17 protein-coding genes are annotated in these 18,587 nt (G+C 31.9%); 9 read left to right on the top strand and 8 right to left on the bottom strand.

The window, feature by feature from the left end; genetic code table 11:
* Positions 1–2: 2 nt before the first annotated feature.
* Both kdsA and HM982_RS08800 read right to left on the bottom strand, forming a co-directional pair.
* Positions 3–815: a 3-deoxy-8-phosphooctulonate synthase gene (gene kdsA / locus HM982_RS08805; RefSeq protein ID WP_218849793.1), complete on the bottom strand. Its 813-nt coding sequence runs from the start codon at positions 813–815 to the stop codon at positions 3–5.
* Between the two features lie 164 nt (positions 816–979).
* Entirely contained in the window at positions 980–1,339 is a 360-nt protein-coding gene (locus tag HM982_RS08800; protein WP_179352772.1) for a hypothetical protein, read from the bottom strand.
* 212 nt (positions 1,340–1,551) lie between these two features.
* Here HM982_RS08800 and typA point away from each other — a divergent pair, with 212 nt between their 5' ends.
* Positions 1,552–3,351, top strand: a complete 1,800-nt coding sequence (gene typA / locus HM982_RS08795) for a translational GTPase TypA (protein ID WP_179352771.1) — start codon at positions 1,552–1,554, stop codon at positions 3,349–3,351.
* 79 nt (positions 3,352–3,430) lie between these two features.
* Here the strand turns inward: typA and HM982_RS08790 are convergent, their stop codons facing one another.
* Complete coding sequence (locus tag HM982_RS08790; RefSeq protein ID WP_179352770.1) at positions 3,431–4,048, bottom strand: class I SAM-dependent methyltransferase; 618 nt, start codon at positions 4,046–4,048, stop codon at positions 3,431–3,433.
* A gap of 106 nt (positions 4,049–4,154) precedes the next feature.
* Between HM982_RS08790 and HM982_RS08785 the strand changes: the two genes are divergently transcribed.
* The 6 genes from HM982_RS08785 (at position 4,155) to HM982_RS08760 (ending at position 11,687) form a co-directional block, all read left to right on the top strand.
* Positions 4,155–5,906, top strand: coding sequence for a hypothetical protein (locus tag HM982_RS08785; RefSeq protein ID WP_179352769.1), 1,752 nt, complete (start codon positions 4,155–4,157; stop codon positions 5,904–5,906).
* A 42-nt stretch (positions 5,907–5,948) separates the two neighbouring features.
* The gene (locus HM982_RS08780; protein ID WP_179352768.1) at positions 5,949–6,902 is read left to right on the top strand and encodes a glycosyltransferase family 2 protein; all 954 of its coding nucleotides are present in this window, start codon (positions 5,949–5,951) and stop codon (positions 6,900–6,902) included.
* Between the two features lie 58 nt (positions 6,903–6,960).
* Entirely contained in the window at positions 6,961–7,911 is a 951-nt protein-coding gene (locus tag HM982_RS08775) for a GNAT family N-acetyltransferase (RefSeq protein ID WP_179352767.1), read from the top strand.
* The gene (locus HM982_RS08770; protein WP_179352766.1) at positions 7,911–9,011 is read left to right on the top strand and encodes a DegT/DnrJ/EryC1/StrS family aminotransferase; all 1,101 of its coding nucleotides are present in this window, start codon (positions 7,911–7,913) and stop codon (positions 9,009–9,011) included. The genes HM982_RS08775 and HM982_RS08770 overlap by 1 nt, the downstream gene beginning before the upstream one ends.
* Complete coding sequence (locus tag HM982_RS08765) at positions 9,012–10,340, top strand: O-antigen translocase (RefSeq protein ID WP_179352765.1); 1,329 nt, start codon at positions 9,012–9,014, stop codon at positions 10,338–10,340.
* A 63-nt stretch (positions 10,341–10,403) separates the two neighbouring features.
* Positions 10,404–11,687 (top strand): O-antigen translocase, encoded by a 1,284-nt coding sequence (locus tag HM982_RS08760; protein WP_179352764.1) that lies wholly within the window; start codon positions 10,404–10,406, stop codon positions 11,685–11,687.
* Between the two features lie 97 nt (positions 11,688–11,784).
* On the opposite strand, the gene HM982_RS08755 is transcribed toward HM982_RS08760, so the two are convergent.
* On the bottom strand, positions 11,785–12,924 hold the full coding sequence (locus HM982_RS08755) for a glycosyltransferase (protein WP_179352763.1): 1,140 nt from the start codon (positions 12,922–12,924) through the stop codon (positions 11,785–11,787).
* A 148-nt stretch (positions 12,925–13,072) separates the two neighbouring features.
* On the opposite strand from HM982_RS08755, the gene HM982_RS08750 reads away from it, so the two are divergent.
* Both HM982_RS08750 and HM982_RS08745 read left to right on the top strand, forming a co-directional pair.
* Positions 13,073–14,155, top strand: a complete 1,083-nt coding sequence (locus HM982_RS08750) for a glycosyltransferase (RefSeq protein WP_179352762.1) — start codon at positions 13,073–13,075, stop codon at positions 14,153–14,155.
* 9 nt (positions 14,156–14,164) lie between these two features.
* Positions 14,165–14,575 (top strand): sugar 3,4-ketoisomerase, encoded by a 411-nt coding sequence (locus tag HM982_RS08745; protein WP_179352761.1) that lies wholly within the window; start codon positions 14,165–14,167, stop codon positions 14,573–14,575.
* Positions 14,576–14,585: 10 nt separating this feature from the next.
* Here the strand turns inward: HM982_RS08745 and HM982_RS08740 are convergent, their stop codons facing one another.
* The 4 genes from HM982_RS08740 to trpB form a co-directional block, all read right to left on the bottom strand.
* Entirely contained in the window at positions 14,586–15,521 is a 936-nt protein-coding gene (locus tag HM982_RS08740) for a glycosyltransferase family 2 protein (RefSeq protein ID WP_179352760.1), read from the bottom strand.
* Positions 15,521–16,417, bottom strand: coding sequence for a glycosyltransferase family 2 protein (locus tag HM982_RS08735; protein WP_179352759.1), 897 nt, complete (start codon positions 16,415–16,417; stop codon positions 15,521–15,523). The genes HM982_RS08740 and HM982_RS08735 overlap by 1 nt, the downstream gene beginning before the upstream one ends.
* Positions 16,418–16,462: 45 nt before the next feature.
* Positions 16,463–17,146, bottom strand: a complete 684-nt coding sequence (locus tag HM982_RS08730; RefSeq protein ID WP_179352758.1) for a cell division ATP-binding protein FtsE — start codon at positions 17,144–17,146, stop codon at positions 16,463–16,465.
* A gap of 143 nt (positions 17,147–17,289) precedes the next feature.
* Positions 17,290–18,477 carry a tryptophan synthase subunit beta gene (gene trpB, locus HM982_RS08725; protein ID WP_179352757.1) on the bottom strand — a complete coding sequence of 396 codons (1,188 nt, stop codon included), beginning with the start codon at positions 18,475–18,477 and terminating at the stop codon, positions 17,290–17,292.
* Positions 18,478–18,587: the final 110 nt, after the last annotated feature.

Here is an 18,587-nt window from a genome sequence, read left to right as displayed (position 1 = left end):
GTTTATAAACTATTTATTGTTTTTCTGATGGCTACTAAATTACTTAGTAAACCTTCTAGATTATCTAAATGTAACATATTAGCGCCATCACTTTTAGCGTTTGCAGGATCAAAATGGGTTTCAATAAATAAGCCGTCAACATTATTAACCACACCAGCTCTGGCGATGGTTTCAATCATATCTGGTCGTCCGCCTGTTACACCAATGCTTTGATTAGGTTGTTGTAAAGAATGTGTCACATCTAAAACCGTTGGTGCATATGTACGCATGGTTGGGATACCTCTAAAATCTACAATCATATCTTGGTAGCCAAACATGGTGCCTCTATCTGTAATCCAAGCCTGTTCGTTACCCGCATCCTTTACTTTTTGAACCGCATGCTTCATGGCTTCCGGACTCATAAATTGGCCCTTCTTTAAGTTGACCACTTTTCCAGTTTCGGCAGCAGCAACTACTAAATCGGTTTGTCGTACTAAAAATGCAGGAATCTGTAACACATCAACATATTCTGCAGCCATAGCAGCATCAGACGCTTCATGGATATCAGTAACCGTTGGCACATCAAAGGTTTCAGAAACTTTTCTAAGGATTTTTAAGGCTTTTTCGTTTCCGATACCTGTAAAACTATCAATTCTACTGCGATTAGCTTTTTTGAAACTGCCTTTAAAAACATAAGGGATTTCAAGTTTATTAGTGATTGTTATTACTTTTTCAGCAATACGTAAGGCCATATCTTCACCTTCAATAGCACATGGACCACAAAGTAGAAAGAAGTTGTTAGAATCTGTATGTTTTAATTTTGGAATAGTAATCAAAGTAGTAAGGCTTATAATTGTTATGTGGCAAAGATACGATTATCAATGTTTAGTTGAAACTATGATTTTATATATTAAGTTTCAGAAATAAATCGATGGCAGCTAGGGAGTTAATTTTATATTTTGTTGTCATTCAAAATAATTTAATAAGTATTTACTTGTCGCTAAAACTCTTTTCTAATACTATTTCGTATCATCCAAAGTGACATTACAAAGTTGATAACCACTAAAACTCCACCGTAAAACAACAAATTTTTCGAAGTTTCTGTCCAATAAATAATGTTGAGCACATTAAACAAGTAAGCTAAAATGAGGTAAGAGGACAAACAAACAAAAACAATTCCTAGAGAGAAATTTAATTTTCTGTTCGGTTTTATAAGTTGCCATAAAAAAGGTATCGCAAAGAGTAAAATAGGGTAGGCAGAAAGACCTTCACTTTTATTTAGGGTTGTAAACCAATATACTATTACCGACAAAAAATAGAGGTAAGGGATGAATTTTGTGTATTTATTAATGGTATGCATTTTGTTTAATTTTTAGGGGTTGTAATTAGTCTGAAAATGCAGTAATAATAGCCCAATTAACGGTTCGTTTAAAAAAATAGGCTCTAAACTGTGAATCAATTATTTACCTAAAGATACGAACTGAAATAGCTTCTAATTGAAATAATAACATATTATTAACGGAATGCAAAGAATTAGACGTACATTTGCACGCTTAAAAATCAGCATTAGTTATGGCTAAGATTAAAAATATTGCAATTATTGCACACGTCGATCACGGAAAGACGACACTAGTAGATAAGATCATGTATCACTGTCAATTGTTTCGTGAAAACGAAAATACAGGAGACTTAATTCTAGATAACAACGATTTAGAACGTGAAAGAGGGATCACTATTACCTCTAAAAATGTTTCTGTTATTTACAAAGACACAAAAATCAATGTTATTGATACCCCTGGTCACGCCGATTTTGGTGGTGAAGTAGAGCGTGTATTAAACATGGCAGACGGTGTTTTACTTTTAGTAGATGCTTTTGAAGGGCCAATGCCACAAACGCGTTTTGTATTACAGAAAGCTATTGACTTAGGTCTTAAGCCTTGTGTGGTTGTAAACAAAGTGGATAAGGAAAACTGTACACCAGATGAAGTACACGAAAAAGTTTTTGACTTAATGTTTGAACTTGGTGCTGAAGAATGGCAGTTAGATTTTCCAACGGTTTACGGTTCGGCTAAGAATAACTGGATGAGTGATGATTGGAAAGTGGAAACAGAAAATGTAGAGCCATTATTAGATATGGTTATTGAGCATATTCCTGAACCAAAAATTGAAGAAGGAACGACACAGATGTTAATTACATCGTTAGATTTCTCTTCTTTTACAGGACGAATAGCTATTGGTCGTTTAACTAGAGGTGGTTTAAAAGTGAACCAACAGATTTCTTTAGTAAAAAGAGACGGTTCTATTGTAAAGAGTAAAATTAAAGAATTACATACGTTTGAAGGTGTTGGTCGATTAAAAGTTGATGAAGTTCAAACAGGTGATATCTGTGCTATTGTAGGTTTAGAAGGATTTGAAATTGGTGATACTGTTGCTGATGCTGAAAATCCTGAAGGCTTAAAAACAATTGCTATTGATGAGCCAACAATGAGTATGTTGTTTACAATTAACGATTCGCCTTTCTTCGGAAAAGACGGAAAATTTGTAACGTCTCGTCATATTAAAGATCGTTTAACTAAAGAGCTTGAAAAGAACTTAGCATTACGTGTTGAAGAAACCGATAGTGCAGATAAGTTTATGGTTTTTGGTCGTGGTGTATTACACTTATCGGTATTAATTGAAACGATGCGTCGTGAAGGTTACGAACTTCAAATTGGACAACCACAAGTAATCATCAAAGAAGTTGATGGTGTAAAATGTGAGCCTTTTGAAGAAATGACGATTGATTTACCAGAAAATGTTTCAGGTAAAGCTATTGAAATGGTGACGATGCGTAAAGGTGAAATGACAAGTATGGAAGCTAAAGGCGACCGTATGGTTTGTCAGTTCGTTGTACCTTCTCGTGGTATTATTGGTTTACGTAACCAATTATTAACGGCAACTGCAGGTGAAGCCATTATGGCACACCGTTTTGTAGATTACAGACCGCTTAAAGGAGGAATTCCAGAACGTCAAAATGGATCTTTAGTATCTATGGAAAACGGACAAGCGATTCCTTATTCTATTGATAAATTACAAGATAGAGGTAAGTTTTTCGTTGATCCAGGTGAAGATATTTATGAAGGTCAGGTTATTGGAGAAAACTCGCGTCAAGATGATATGACGGTTAACGTAACTAAAACTAAAAAGTTAAGTAACGTACGTTCTTCTGGTGCTGATGATAAAGCTAAGATTGTACCAGCAATTAAGTTTTCTTTAGAAGAAGCTTTAGAATATATTCAGAAAGATGAGTATGTTGAAGTAACGCCTAACCACTTAAGATTACGTAAGATTTACTTAAAAGAAGTTGACCGTAAACGTAATAAGAATATGTAATATTCAAATTATTATAAATATAAAAAGAGAAATACCGAAAGGTGTTTCTCTTTTTTTTATAGTGAACTTTTAAGTTGTGTTAAGCTTTTTTACAATCCATAATAATAGATGTGTAAGGAATAAAGAAATAAGATTCGTCGATTGTCGAATCTACTTTTGCAAAGTAGGATTTGGTAAGTCGTTCATACTCTGGTTGAGTTCTAACAAACTGTCCTCTATCTTTCTTTAAGAAGTATTCAGATATTTTATTCTGATTAGGAATGTAGCAACCATCAAAAGATATAAAACGGCCATCAGGTTTTAATGCTTTCTTTGCAATCTTAAATAAATTAAAACACTGTTCATCTGTTAAATGATGCAGTACTCCAGCTGAAATAACAATATCAAATGTGTTTGCTTCTTCTAAGTCTAGACCGTCTACTCCGGCACACTTAAAAGTACCTTTGTTACCGTATTTTTTTTTAGCTTGTTCAATATAATTCGCGTCCAAATCAATACCCAAGTAATCAACATCCGGTAAAAACTCCAAGATGTCTCCAGGACCACAACCAATGTCAAGAATTTTTTGTCCAGGTTTTATCTTAACATTATTTTCAACAAAAAGTTGACGTGCTCTATATCCTCCTACAATTTTTTGGTATGTAGTGTAAATGATGGGATGACTGAGAATTGTTCTAGGATCAAGTTTAATTTTCACTTCTAAAATCTAATTATATTGATGCTAAGTTAAAGGAATAACAATAAAATAAGATGGTATATTTGATTTTTACTAAACTTATTTATCCTAACTAGCTCAATTTTTAATGAACGTTGCTTTATCAGTTAAGAATCACTTATTTAAAATAACATTAGTAATTGTGGTGCTTTTACAAATATTATTAGCTTTTCAAGGCTTTGATGTTTGTGATGATGGATTTGTTTTAACCTTCTATCAACAAATTTTTTCAAATCCTGAAAGTGTAGAATATAACTTTTTATATTGGTTTTCTGGTTTTGTGGGTGGACTGTGGTATTTACTCTATGAAGATGGTGGTATTTTATGGTTTCGACTGCTTGGAGTTATTGTTAACACCTCCACATTTTATTTGTCCTATAAGTTATTGCGTCAGTATGTGAAAAAGGAATTTTTGCTGTTGGCTTTAGTTATGGTGCTCTTTGTCAATGATTTTGGTTTTTTAACCTTTTACCATAATTACTTAACGGCCCTTATGGCTATTCTAATTATTTATGTATTACACCATTCCGTTTTAAAGCACAATTCATTCTTATATATACTGTCTGGTGTTTTACTCAGTGTAAATGTTTTTACTAGAATTCCTAATCTTGTACTTTTTTCATTAATATTAGTCATCCCATATGCTTATTACTTAAGGAAAGAACCAATTTTAAAAGCCATTAAACCTATGTTATATATGGGGATTGGTTCAGTAATTGGGTTTTTGCTGGTTTATGTCTTATTAAGCTTGCTAGGGCAATTGGAAATAATGAAGAATGCACTCTTTACAATAAATGATTTAGGCAATACAGCAGATAGCTCGCACAATTTTAAATCGGTTTTTATAGCACCGTATTTTAATTATATAAGTATTGCTAAAGAAACTGTTAAACTTGTTTTATTGGTTTTAGCGCTTTATTTATTGAATAGATTTACTCCAAAAAATAAATCAGTTTTAGGAGTACTTTTTTTATTAGCAATAGGGTTATTTGTGTTTTGGTTTAATACAGGTAATATATATCCAATTTATAGTCTGTGTTTAATAGGTAGTGTTAGTGCGCTTTTTATGAAAAAGATAAAACATGAAGTAAAACTTTTAGGATGCTTATCTTTTCTAACATTAATCACCATTTCCTTAGGTACAGGAGGAGGGATAAAAAATAGTGGTTTTATGGGAATTTGGATTGGTTTGCCATTGTTTTTTTATGTCATTAGCACTTTAGATTTTCAAAACTTAAAATACCTTAGCTACCTTCAAAATAATAAAGGCTCTAAGATGCAAGTGCATTTATTTCTGTACGCAATTGCAGCGGCATTTTTAGTATTACAAACATATAATATTTCACAGCAAGCTTATTTTGATATGGGGAGTAGGTTTGAAAAAAAAGAGACTATTAATAGTCCTTTAGCTAGAGGAATTTATACAACAGAACGACGAGCAGATATTATTAATGAGTTGCTTTTTAACTTAGATAAATACGTAGAACCTGATGATTATTTAATGGTTTATGATAAAATTCCAATGCTGCATTTTCTAACAGAAACCAAACCATTTATGTATAATCCTTGGGTATGGATTTATGACTATAATTCATTTGAAAAAAAGTTAGTTAAAGCAGAAACGGAAATCCCTGTTTTACCAATCGTGGTAAAACAAAAGTTTGAAACTATCTATAAATTTTCGGAGCCGATACCTGATTATATGTCAACTCAAAAAGAGAACAGTGATTTTCATAGCAATGAAAGAAATGCAATTATGAATGCATTTTTAAATCGGAATAATTATAAAGTTGTTTGGAGCAATGCTTATTTTGATATTTATCAAACTGAAGAACAATAAAATTGATTTAAGTTATATTAGTAGCATCTTTAATTTAAGATTATGCAAGACAATGAAATTTCCATTATAATTCCTGTTTACAATGAATGTAATAATTTACAGGATTTGTATGACAGACTGATAAAAACACTTGCTGGTATCACAGATTATTATGAAATTTTATTTATAAATGATGGTAGTACTGATGATTCAATGTCAAAAATAAGAGCCATAGCAGAAACAAATCAAAAGGTTTTATTTATAGATCTCAGTAGGAATTTTGGGCATCAGATAGCCGTTTCAGCAGGCTTAGAGCATTGTAATGCAAATTGTACTGTTATTATTGACTCCGACTTACAAGACCCACCAGAATTAATTGCCGATTTATATTCTAAGTATAAAGAAGGTTTTGATGTTGTATATGCAAAAAGAGAGAAACGAAAAGGAGAATCATTTCTTAAAAAACTAACGGCTAAATTGTATTATAGATTACTAAAAAGCATTGTGTCTTTCGAAATTCCTTTAGATGCAGGCGATTTTAGGTTGGTGTCTAAAAAAGTAATTAATGCTATTATTAGCATGCCAGAACAGAATAAGTTCTTACGAGGTCAGATTGCTTGGTTAGGTTTTAAGCAGACCCATGTTTTATATCATAGAGATTCAAGAAAATATGGTAAAAGCGCTTATACTTATAGCAAAATGTTTCGTTTAGCATTCGATGGAATTACTGGTTTTTCTGATAAACCTTTACTTTTTGTAAGTCGCTTAGGTTTTGTGATTTCTATATTCTCTTTTCTACTCATCATTTTTGCTGTTTTCTCTCATTATGTATTAGAGCAAACGATTACGGGTTGGACATCTTTAATTATCAGTGCTTCATTTATAGGAGGCATTCAATTGTTGTCTATTGGAGTGATAGGAGAATATATTAGTAGAATTAATGTTAATGTTAAAAATAGGCCATTATACATTGTGGATGCTTCCAATATTGATACTTCAGAAAAAAAAGAAAAATAATTCTTAATCAATTTGAATTCATTTAGTCTTAATAGAAAATTAAAATTATTTTTGATTGATGTCAGATTATAAAGTCACATTATATAAATCTTCAGAAAAAGAAAAATGGAATCGTTTTGTTGAAAATAGTGCCGAAAAAACATTTCTATTTCAACGGGATTTTATGGAATATCACAGTGATCGATTTCAAGATTTTTCTTTGATGATTTATAAAAAAAACAGCTTAATTGCGTTGTTGCCTGCTAACTGTTTTGAGGATGCAATCTATTCACATCAAGGTTTAACTTATGGTGGCTTTATTTTAGATAATGATTTATCGAAATCTGAACTTAATCCTATATGCCAAAGCTTAACACAATTCTTAAAAGCACAAGAGATTAGGTCTGTTGAATTAAAACTTTTGCCAGGTTGTTACCAAAAAGAAGCTTCAAAAATGCTTCTAGATTACTTAGAGAACGCCAATACGCAAAATTTTAGAACCGATATGGTGTTGGCAATTGATTATAGTGCGCCATTACAAATCCATAAAACAAAATTAAAACACTACAGAAAAAATAAAATTAAGGGGTTTGAAATTAAAGAAGAATCTAGTTTAGATGCCTTTTGGAATAGCGTGCTTATACCTCGATTAAAAGAAAAACATAAAGTGAAGCCTGTGCATTCATTGGATGAGATTCAGAAATTAAAATCTAAATTCCCTAATAACATAAGGCAATTTAACATATATTTAGGTTCAGAAATTTTAGCAGGTATTACCATATTTGATAAGGGTGAAGTGATTAAGTCCCAATATGGAGCGACCACCGAACATGGCGAGAAAGAACGTGCTTTAGAATTTTTATTTATGCATCTTATCTATAAATTTAAGGAAGAAGGAAGAACTTTTTTTTCTATGGGAACTGTAAGAGATCCTGATAGACCACTAGGTTACAACGAAGGCTTATTAAAGCAAAAAGAAGAATTGGGTTGTACTGTTTTTAAGCAACATTTTTATAAATTGAACATCTAATGATTAAGTTTTTAGACCTCCATAAAATTAATAATCGTTTTAGAGACGCATTTAAAACGTCTTTTAGTAAATCTTTAGATGATGCGCATTTTGTGTTAGGTCAAAACGTTACCAACTTTGAAAGTGAATTTGCAGCTTATTGTGGCACTAAATATTGTATTGGTACAGGGAATGGTTTAGAGGCACTAACTTTAATTTTAAGAGGTTATATTCAACTCGGAAAATTAAAAAAAGGTGATAAGGTAATTGTTCCAGCAAATACGTTTATAGCAACTATTTTATCAATTTTACATGCCGATTTAGAACCTGTTTTAGTTGAGCCCAATCCTGAAACTTACACGATTTCTGAAAAAATTAATAAAGACCTATTAATTGAAGCTAAAGCGATTATCATAGTTCATTTATATGGCCAATTAGCAGCTATTGAAAACTTCAAGCATATAGCAGAAACTTATGATTGCCTTTTAATAGAAGATGCTGCTCAGGCGCATGGTGCTATTGCAAATACTAACTCATGTAAAGCGGGCAACCTTTCTCATGCAGCTGCCTTTAGTTTCTATCCTAGTAAAAATCTTGGTGCGCTTGGCGATGGTGGGGCAGTGACCACAAATGATTTAGAATTACTGGAGGTTACTAAATTACTACGCAATTATGGGAGTCAAGAAAAGTACAACAATAAAATAATAGGTTATAATAGCCGCTTAGATGATATGCAAGCGGCTTTTTTAAGTATAAAATTAAAGCATTTAGATAAAGACAATCAAAGACGCAGAACCATAGCTAAAGCCTATTTAAAAGAGATAAACAATTCAAAATTAAAACTGCCATTTTACGATAACTCAGAAAATCATGTGTTTTATGCCTTTGTTGTTGAGGTTGAAGATAGGGCTGGTTTTATTACATTTTTGAATAACCATCAAATAGAATGGCTAATTCATTACCCAATTCCGCCTCATAAACAAGAGGCATTACAATATTTTTTAGACAAAAACTTTCCACTTACTGAAAAGATTCACAAAAGAATTATAAGTTTGCCTATAAGCCCTGTGATGACAGATGATGAAGTTCAGACGGTTATAGATGTATTAAACTCTTACTAATTGAAAAAGCTCTTTACTTATATTAATACTGAAGTTCTAGTTAAAGCTGGACGCCTCAACTTATTTAATATTAGTCTCAGAGTTTTAGCTGGAATTCTAATTTCTAAATTTATAGCGGTTTACATTGGTCCTCAAGGGATGGCGCTTGTTGGAAATTTAAGGAATTTTATGGCAGCACTGCAGACCATAGCTATTTCCGGACTTTACAAAGGTGTCGTTAAATTTGTAAACCGGTTTAAAGAGGATGCTGTTGCGCTTACTAAGACCCTGTCAACCGTATTTTACTTTGGGTTTTTCTCCTCGATTTTTTTAGCCTTTGTATGCTATTACAATGCTAATGTTATTAATAATTTTCTTTTTGCTTCAAATTACAATTATGTCTATATCATTGAGACGCTAGCGATTGTTTTACCATTATATGCTTTAAATATGTTTACGTTTTCCATTATGAATGGATTTTCTAAACATAAATATTTATTGCTTATCAATAGCCTTGGTCAAATTTTAGGGCTCTTAGTAACTTTAATTCTAATTTATCAAGAAAATATTGATGGTGCATTATTGGCGATTGTTATTTCACCAGCGCTTAATTTATTAATTACCATTGTAGGGATTGCGTTTAGAAGAAGTTTAATGTCTTCAATAAAAATTACTCAAGTAAGCTTTTCAATTTTAAATAAATTGAGTCCTTATATGTTAGTAGCTCTTGTAAGCGCCGTTGCTATGCCTATTGTAATGATTATTATTAGAAATCATCTTATTTCTGAAACCGGTATAAAATCCGCAGGGTACTGGACAGCCATGACCCGAGTTTCGGATTATTATTTAATGTTTTTTAATTCGTTAATGGCGCTTTATATTCTGCCTCGTTTTTCTGAAATTAATTCTAAAAGCGGGTTTAGAAAAGAAGTGTTTAGTTTTTACAAAACAATAATGCCCGTATTTTTAGTGCTTTTACTCGTTATTTATCTCAGTCGATCTTTAATCGTAAATGTGCTGTTTACAGAAGACTTTAGGTCCGTTGAAAACCTATTTGGGTATCAAATATTAGGTGATGTAGCACGCGTGTTCTCTATGGTAATTGTGTATCAGTTTTTAGCAAAAAAGATGTTTTCTCATTTTGTTATTATGGAAGTATTCTTGTTTGTCATTATGTATATTTCTAGTGTTTATCTTATTGACGAATTTGGACTAAAAGGTGCTGTAATGGGGCATTGCTTAAGTTATTTTATGTATTTCGGAATTATATTATTACTCTTTAGTAGTTCTTTATTTGGTGTGTTAGATGAAGGTGGGTTAAAGGATGATGAGGTGTCTAATAATGAATAAAGGTATTTTTGATAGGTCACTTTAACTCCTGTCTCTATTGAAAATGTTATTAAAAAAAGAAACGTGAAGCTCCCTAAGTTTATAAGTAATAATACAGTGCTTAAGATAACATCGCTAAATGCCGTTGTTATTACCATAAGACTGATTGTTTCTGCAATTATACAACGATTATTAGCTGTAACAGTTGGCGAAGCTGGTATTGCCAGTATAGGCCAAGTACGTAATGTTTTAGCAATGCTAACAAGCACCACAACTTTAGGAACGTTTAGTGGAATTGTAAAATACGTAGCGGAGTTTAAAACAGATCAACCCGAACTTTCAAAACTATTTTCTACCGTTAGTATATTTACAATTATTGGCGCTATAAGTTCTGCCGCTGTTTTATTCTTTGGCGCTGATTTCTTATCTCAGTATCTATTTAATTCTATAAATTACAGTTATATTTTTCAACTTTTGGCAGTTATTAGCCCCTTTATTGCTATGGGGAGAGTTGTAAATGCTGTGGTTAGTGGTTTGTCTGATTATAAGCGCTATGCTAAAATTGAACTCATAAGTTATCTTTTGGCAACCTTGGCGATTATAATTGGTCTTTATACCTCTGAACTAAAAGGTGTGCTTATTGCCATTGCTTTAGCTCCTTTTATTCAATTGGTTGTTTTGGCTTTTGTATTTGGTAAAACACTAAATACCTATGTAAAATTTAAATCACTTCGCCTTAATTTAATCTATAAAAACAAACTATTAGCATTTACTTTAATGTCGTTTGTTTCAACTTTTTTATTGAATTATATTGAATTGTATATTAGAACATTAGTTGCTGATGAAATCAATATGAATGAAGCAGGTTATTGGACAGCCGTAAGCTTTATTTCAAAAAATTATATGGTGTTTGCTACGGGATTATTTACCTTATATGTACTACCGAAATTTGCCAGTATTCATACCAAACACGAGTTTAAGAATGAAGTTTTAAATATTTATAAAACCATATTGCCCATTTTTGGCTTAGGAATGATTCTAGTTTACCTTTTTAGGAATCTTATTATTCAACTTATTTATCCCGATTTTACAGGTATGGAACCCTTATTTAAATGGCAACTCTTAGGCGATTTTATAAGATTAGGTGCTTTAGTATTATCACATCAATTTTTAGCGAAACGCTTAGTGAAGAGTTTTGTAATTACTGAAATCATTTCTCTAGGATTGTTTTTTGTACTGTCAAAACTGTTTATTCAATATTATGGAACAGAAGGTATTGTAATCGCCCATTTTGTACGTTATATTATTTATTTTATAATCGTAGTTTTTGTGATTAAAGGCTATTATGGGTCTAAAACTAAGGTTTAATATTTTCTTAATTTATAAAATCTTGAAAGGTTTAATTAGTAAATTGTTATTCAATACCTATACAAAAGCATCTTGTTTAGAAGTGAAACAATCATTATTATAGCTGCTTTTTCCAGGTTTCCAAATACTGTTTAGCACAAGTTTTATAATTATGTTGTGTTTCTATAAACCGTCTAGCATTTGATGAAATGTCAACAATTTTTTCAGGGTTTAAAATTAACCATTCTAGTTTTTTTGCAATTTTTTCGGCATCTGGTAACGCATTTATTGCTACCGTATCTTCTTCTAAATTATAGTACTCTAGCCATTCTTTTTCTGCGCCTGTAAATACAACCTTTCCTTTTGCCATAGCTTCTAAAGCATTAAACCCTTGGTCGTAGGCATAGATTTGGTCGAGCATGATATGCGCTGTGTTATAAGTTTTTATGTATTCGTCATAAGGTAAACTCCTAACGGTTATAATTTCTATTTTATCAGCATATTTTTGATTGATAATAGCCAAGGCTACTTCAAAAATGTCATTGCCTTTCTTATAATAGTTGTTGGAATTAATGCCATGAAATATTACAATCTTATTTTCAACAGTAAGCTTTTTAAATTCTAAATCTGCGGTGTTAATAGGGTTGGGAATAAGGCCTAAATACTTAGGGTGATTTAAAAGTGGTAAGTGATAATCTAAATCGGAAGCTATAACACCTGCAATCGTTTTATAAATATGGTGGTGTAACGCTTTGAAATCGGGTTGTAAAAATTTTAGACCATAGCTACTTGATTGTTTTTCTTTACCATTTAAATAAGGGTCAAGATATGAGTAACGTGTTTTTTTATCATAAGCATATTGTAAACTGATGTGGTCAATTCCACAAGAAAGAAGAAAAACATTTTTATTCCACTTACTTATAAAATCAAAAATGTCTTTTTCAATTTGAGGTGTACAACCAAAAGAAGATTCATTTATAAACTGTACGATATCATAATTACTAAGCTTCGGTTGGAGTTTTAAGATTTGTTTTTTTATGTTTAGTGATTCTAAATCAATGCTTGTTAATCTATAGATTAGATTTTTGAATTTTTTTAATAATCCATTTTCAAATTTTTTATGAATAAGTAAATCTACATCATAATTTTTAAAACCATCCTTTGCTGCAACAATCGTAACCTTGTGCCCTAGACGTTCTAGACCTTCCTTTAAAGAATTATGAAGCCTGCTGAATTCGCCAACCAATAAAATTTTCATGCGTTAAAAAGTATTATTTTGGTTTCAGATAATTGCTTGATTACATTAGTAATGTAAGCGTAAGTTAAGAATCTTTCCTTAGGTATAATATAATTACAATAAGGATGTTTCATTTATATCGTTACATTTGTTTCAAAGATACTAGTTAATGACAAAAGCCAATAATAAAAAGGTTTGTATTGTGGTAATGTCCTTGGGTAAAGGTGGTGCAGAGCGCTCTTCTGGGTTGTTATCTAAAATGTTATTTGAGGTCGGTTTTAATGTTCATGTGGTTAGTGTACTCAACACAATTGAGTTTCCGTATAAAGGAACGTTGCTTAATTTAGGAGAGTTAAAAGATGAAAATGATTCTGCTTTTGGTAGGTTGAAGCGTTTACGGGTTTTAAAGGCCTATTTAAAAGCTCATAATTTTGATTATGTGATTGATAATAGAACACGAATTGGTAGTTTAAAAGAGTTTATTATTTCACAATTTGTATATCATCCTAAAAAAACAATTTACTGTATTCGAAGCTATAAAATTGACCATTATTTAAACCCTAATCGGTTTTTAACTAAATTGATTTACGGTAATGCTTATAAAGTGGTTGGAGTTTCTAAAGCTATTGCAGAGAAGGTTAAAGTTGTTTATAATTTAAAGAATGTAACTTCAATATACAATCCAATAAGTATAGAAAATCAGCCGTCAAATATTGAAACAGAAGATAAATATATCTTATTTTTTGGACGCTTAGAAGATGCTGTTAAAAATATTTCTTTACTACTGGAAGCTTTTTCAAAATCTATTTTACCTTCTCATAATATCAATTTGAAGCTTTTGGGTGAGGGTGAAGATTTAGAAAAATTAAAAAATATGGCTAAAAGCTTAAATATCGCTTCCCATGTAAAGTTTTTGCCTTATAATCCTAAGCCTTCAACCATTGTGAGATCGGCATTATTTACGGTATTAACCAGTAGATATGAAGGGTTTCCAAGATCTATTATTGAGTCTTTAGCACTTGGAACACCAGTCGTTTCTGTTGATTGTAAGTCGGGACCCAATGAAATTATTAAGAATAATTTTAATGGTATTTTAGTAGATAATCATAATCCTGAAGCATTAGCAGTTGCCATGAATCGTCTTATTGAAGACAAAGACTTATATTTATATTGCAAATCCAATTCAACCTCTTCTGTTGCTCATTTTTCCGAACAAAATATTGTGGAACAATGGCAATTACTTTTAAATTAAAATCGACTTATGAATACCATAAACAACGTTACCGTAATTGATATTCCAAAAGTACATGATGAACGTGGATTTTTAGCGGTTATTGAAAAAAACACGATTCCTTTTGTCATGAAACGTGTTTATTATTTATATGATGTACCAACGGAAAGCAGTAGAGGAGGCCATGCACACCAAGAACAACAATCGGTAATAATTGCATTAAGCGGAAGTTTTGAAGTTGTTGTAGATGATGGCCATTCAAAAAAAAGCATCATGCTAAATAAACCCAACAAAGGCTTGTATATTCCAACAGGTATTTGGAGAGAAATAGATAATTTTTCTTCTGGAGCGGTTTGTTTGGTTTTGGCATCTACGGATTATAACGAAGCCGAATATGTGCGCGATTATGAAGTGTTTAAAACAAAGAATTATCCTCAATAGATTTAACCCACTATTTTGATACTTTTTTAGTTTTTGGATAATATATTTTTTCGCCTTTTAAAGATTTAATTTTAACGAATAATTGTAATAACCATTTAGGACTATTTAATAAGAAGTTTTTTCTAAAACTTAAATTTTTTGAATCTAAATGCGATGTGTAATAAGAAAAATGTTTTTGATCACCTTGTAGTTTACTCAGTAGTGCTAATGAATAGCGGTTTCTATCTAAAAATGTTTTTAAATCATTATTTTCTTTTTCTTCAGTTAAGTATTTATCAAACTTCGGTTTCTTACTAAGTTCGTAGGTTGTATTAGATAAGCTCGATTCATTAAAGTTATAGTAAACCAATTGCTTATTAATAAACAACACCTCATAATAAATCCCAAATCGTATCCAAAGATCGGTATCTTCACCTGTAATAATAGAAGGGTCAAAAAGTCCTGTTTTTTCAATTATGGAAGCTTTAAAAACGACACTTGAACTGGTTATAACAGTGTTTTTTTGACTTGCTTTAAAATAATTATGAATACCATAGAGTTCCTGTTGCTTAAAACTATACGGAACAGGAACGGCCTTAGTTCTATAATTCTGACTAACACCAGTTGTAAAAATTTTGAAGTTTGGGAACTTACAGATAGCATCATACATATGCTGTAGATATTCCACTTGCCAACTATCATCACCATCTAAAAGAGCAATATATTTTGATGTTGCTTCTTTTATACCTGTATTTCTAGCCGTTGAAGCCCCTTGATTTTTAGTTGTTATAAGTCTGATGCGTTTATCTTCAATTGTGGAAATTATTTCTTCACTTCTGTCAGTCGATCCATCATTGATAATAATGATTTCAAAATCATTATAGGTTTGATTCAAAACACTTTCAATCGTATTTCTTATGCATTTTTCTTTATTGTAGACCGATATGATTATTGAAAAAAAAGCCATTATTTTTTCGAGTTTATATAACAATAATATGAGAGTCGGTACAAATCAAATAACTTGAGAGATGGTTTTTGTCCTAATAAATTTTTTATAAAGATGTTCTCGTGCTTTAAGTAAATAGCAGCGAGTAATTTTGAAATTCCATTATTTTTAATAGAGGCATATACCTTAGTAATTTTTGTGTAATTAGAAGGTAATAAACCTTTCTTCACAAATAAATCGATGGCTTTTACGGAATCAAGTGATTTTTGTAGAAATGTTTCACTGTTTTCAATGCCCAAATGATAAACGGGGTTTTCAATATGTTCTATCTCAATATTTTGTTCTTTTAAATTGTAAGAAAATAAGGTGTCTTCATGCCTTAAATTCGGGATGTCTTCATTAAAACGGACTTTCCCAAACACTCTTTTATGGATTAAGAAACTTAAGGTCAAAAAGCTTAAATATTTGTTCTTTTTACGGGTTTCTGTAGGTAATGCTTCTCTTTCGTTTCCATAAACCCAACGCAATAAAGAACTATCACTTACACGGTTTTCTTCATATAAAATACCGCCATAAATAATCTCTGTTTTTTCTGAAATTGCTTCGAGATAGCGTTCAATAAAGTTAGTATGTTTTGGTATTACATCAGCATCTAGAAAAAGACACCATTCATAGGCGGCTTCTTGTGCTAATTGATTTCTTATTGCACTACGTCCTATATTATTTTTGAGAATAACATATCTGCTATGTGAAAGTGTATTTATAATTTTGTTAGCTTCTTGTAAATCACTGTTAGTAGAACAATCATCTAAGCATATAATTTCAAAAGGTGATTTTGTTTTTGTTAACTGTTTATGCACTTCAAAAACTAGTTCTGAAATATTGTAATTATAAACAGGAATTAATACAGAAATCATATTAGCGAACAAGGTTTTAACTTGTAATTAAAAAGGTAATCCTAATTAACTCTTACGTTGTACCACTTCAAATACCTTATTCTCGTCACACTTCAAGGTTTTACTCGGGTATTTTAAAAGTAATGCATAATCATGAGTTGCCATTAGAATAGTGTTCCCATTTTTATTAATGTCTTGTAATACTTCCATGACTTCAATACTAGTTTGAGGGTCTAGATTCCCAGTGGGTTCATCGGCTAAAATAAGCTCAGGGTCATTAAGTAGAGCACGTGCAATAGCAATACGTTGTTGCTCACCACCAGAAAGCTCATGTGGATATTTAAAGCCTTTGGTCTTCATAGCTACTTTATCTAAAACGGTGTCTATACGGTCTTTAATTTTTTCTTTTTCTTTCCAACCTGTCGCTTTTAAAACAAATTCAAGATTACCATTTATAGTTCGGTCTGGTAAGAGTTTAAAATCCTGAAACACCACACCCAATTTTCGTCTTAAAAACGGAATGTGTTTCTCCTTCATGGTTCTTAGGTTAAAATCAACCACAGCACCTTCGCCTTCAGTTAATTCTAAATCGCCATAAAGGGTTTTCATAAAACTACTTTTTCCACTTCCTGTTTTACCAATAAGGTAAACGAAATCGCCTTTTTTCATTTCAAAGTTTACCTTAGACAGCACCATACTGTCACCTTGATAAATAGTAGCATCTTTTAGTTCTAAAACCGTTTCGGACATATTGTAGATATAAATAAATTGGTAACTGTAAATGTATTGCTAATAAACTAAATTCCAAAAACTAAATTATTAAATCCAATTATGAATTCTTAATTATGAAACCTCAAATTCGAATTCGAATTCAAATTCAACTTCAAGTAGGTCTACAGCTTAAAATAATCAATATAATTTTGTAAATCTTTATCACCACGACCCGATAGACTGATTACAACAACATCTGTTGGTTTAAAAGTTTTATGCTTAAAAATCGCCAAGGCATGAGAACTTTCTATAGCAGGAATAATTCCTTCTAATTGGGTTAATTCTAATCCCGATGTCATCGCTTCATCATCTGTTGCGGAGTAAAATTCACCACGACCAGTTTTATATAAATGTGAATGTAAAGGTCCAACACCTGGATAATCTAATCCGGCAGAAATAGAGTAGGGCTCTGTAATTTGCCCATCTTTAGTTTGCATTAACAAGGTTTTACAACCGTGAATAATACCTTCTTTTCCTAATACCGAAGTGGCTGCACTTTCACCTGAATGAATCCCTTTTCCTGCAGCTTCTACAGCAATAATACCAACGTCTTCGTTATTTAGAAAGTGATGATAGGTTCCTGCAGCATTACTACCGCCACCAATACAAGCGACAACGTAATCTGGGTTTTCTCTTCCTTCTTTGTCTTTTAACTGCCATTTTATTTCTTCCGAAATCACCGATTGAAACTGCGTCACCATATCCGGATAGGGGTGTGGACCAATGGCAGACCCAATGATATAATGTGTGTCTACCGGATTGTTAATCCAATCGCGAATCGCTTCATTAGTGGCGTCTTTTAAGGTACGACTTCCGGACAATGCAGGAACCACTTTAGCGCCCAACATTTTCATTCTAGCTACATTTGGTGCTTGACGTGCAATATCAATTTCACCCATATAAACCACACAATCAATGCCGGTTAGAGCACAAACCGTTGCTGTGGCTACGCCATGTTGGCCAGCACCAGTTTCTGCTATAATTCTGTTCTTTCCTAAACGTTTAGCCATAAGGATTTGCCCAATAGTATTATTGATTTTATGTGCACCTGTATGGTTGAGGTCTTCGCGTTTTAAATAGACTTTAGTGTTATATTTTTCTGAAAGGCGTTTCGCAAAATAGAGCGGTGAAGGACGACCAACATAATCTTTTAAAAGTTGATTGAATTCTTCTTGAAAGTCTGGTTCAGCCATAACTTTCAAATAGTTTTGGCGTAACTCTTCTACGTTTGGGTAAAGCATTTCTGGAATGTATGCCCCACCAAATTCTCCGTAATAGCCTTTTTCGTTGATGTGATATGTGTTTTTCATAATCCTTTGTCATTCCTGCAAAGGCAGGAATCTAATTGTTTTAATTGTCATTATGGATTTCGCTTCAAGTGCGGAATGACAAATGCATTTTAAATTGTATTCGTCAGTTC

This window comes from Winogradskyella vidalii (assembly GCF_013403955.1).
GTDB classification, from domain to species: domain Bacteria; phylum Bacteroidota; class Bacteroidia; order Flavobacteriales; family Flavobacteriaceae; genus Winogradskyella; species Winogradskyella vidalii.
The sequence above is the reverse complement of the archived record's forward strand: the minus strand, read 5'-3'. Positions and strand labels throughout refer to the sequence as shown.

What these genes read in the sequence shown, in the direction of transcription:
- HM982_RS08800 (WP_179352772.1), bottom strand. Translation starts at nt 1,339, where the DNA reads ATGCATACCATTAATAAATACACAAAATTCATCCCTTACCTCTATTTT.
- typA (WP_179352771.1), top strand. Translation starts at nt 1,552, where the DNA reads ATGGCTAAGATTAAAAATATTGCAATTATTGCACACGTCGATCACGGA.
- HM982_RS08785 (WP_179352769.1), top strand. Translation starts at nt 4,155, where the DNA reads ATGAACGTTGCTTTATCAGTTAAGAATCACTTATTTAAAATAACATTA.
- HM982_RS08780 (WP_179352768.1), top strand. Translation starts at nt 5,949, where the DNA reads ATGCAAGACAATGAAATTTCCATTATAATTCCTGTTTACAATGAATGT.
- HM982_RS08775 (WP_179352767.1), top strand. Translation starts at nt 6,961, where the DNA reads ATGTCAGATTATAAAGTCACATTATATAAATCTTCAGAAAAAGAAAAA.
- HM982_RS08770 (WP_179352766.1), top strand. Translation starts at nt 7,911, where the DNA reads ATGATTAAGTTTTTAGACCTCCATAAAATTAATAATCGTTTTAGAGAC.
- HM982_RS08755 (WP_179352763.1), bottom strand. Translation starts at nt 12,924, where the DNA reads ATGAAAATTTTATTGGTTGGCGAATTCAGCAGGCTTCATAATTCTTTA.
- HM982_RS08750 (WP_179352762.1), top strand. Translation starts at nt 13,073, where the DNA reads ATGACAAAAGCCAATAATAAAAAGGTTTGTATTGTGGTAATGTCCTTG.
- HM982_RS08745 (WP_179352761.1), top strand. Translation starts at nt 14,165, where the DNA reads ATGAATACCATAAACAACGTTACCGTAATTGATATTCCAAAAGTACAT.
- HM982_RS08740 (WP_179352760.1), bottom strand. Translation starts at nt 15,521, where the DNA reads ATGGCTTTTTTTTCAATAATCATATCGGTCTACAATAAAGAAAAATGC.
- HM982_RS08735 (WP_179352759.1), bottom strand. Translation starts at nt 16,417, where the DNA reads ATGATTTCTGTATTAATTCCTGTTTATAATTACAATATTTCAGAACTA.
- HM982_RS08730 (WP_179352758.1), bottom strand. Translation starts at nt 17,146, where the DNA reads ATGTCCGAAACGGTTTTAGAACTAAAAGATGCTACTATTTATCAAGGT.
- trpB (WP_179352757.1), bottom strand. Translation starts at nt 18,477, where the DNA reads ATGAAAAACACATATCACATCAACGAAAAAGGCTATTACGGAGAATTT.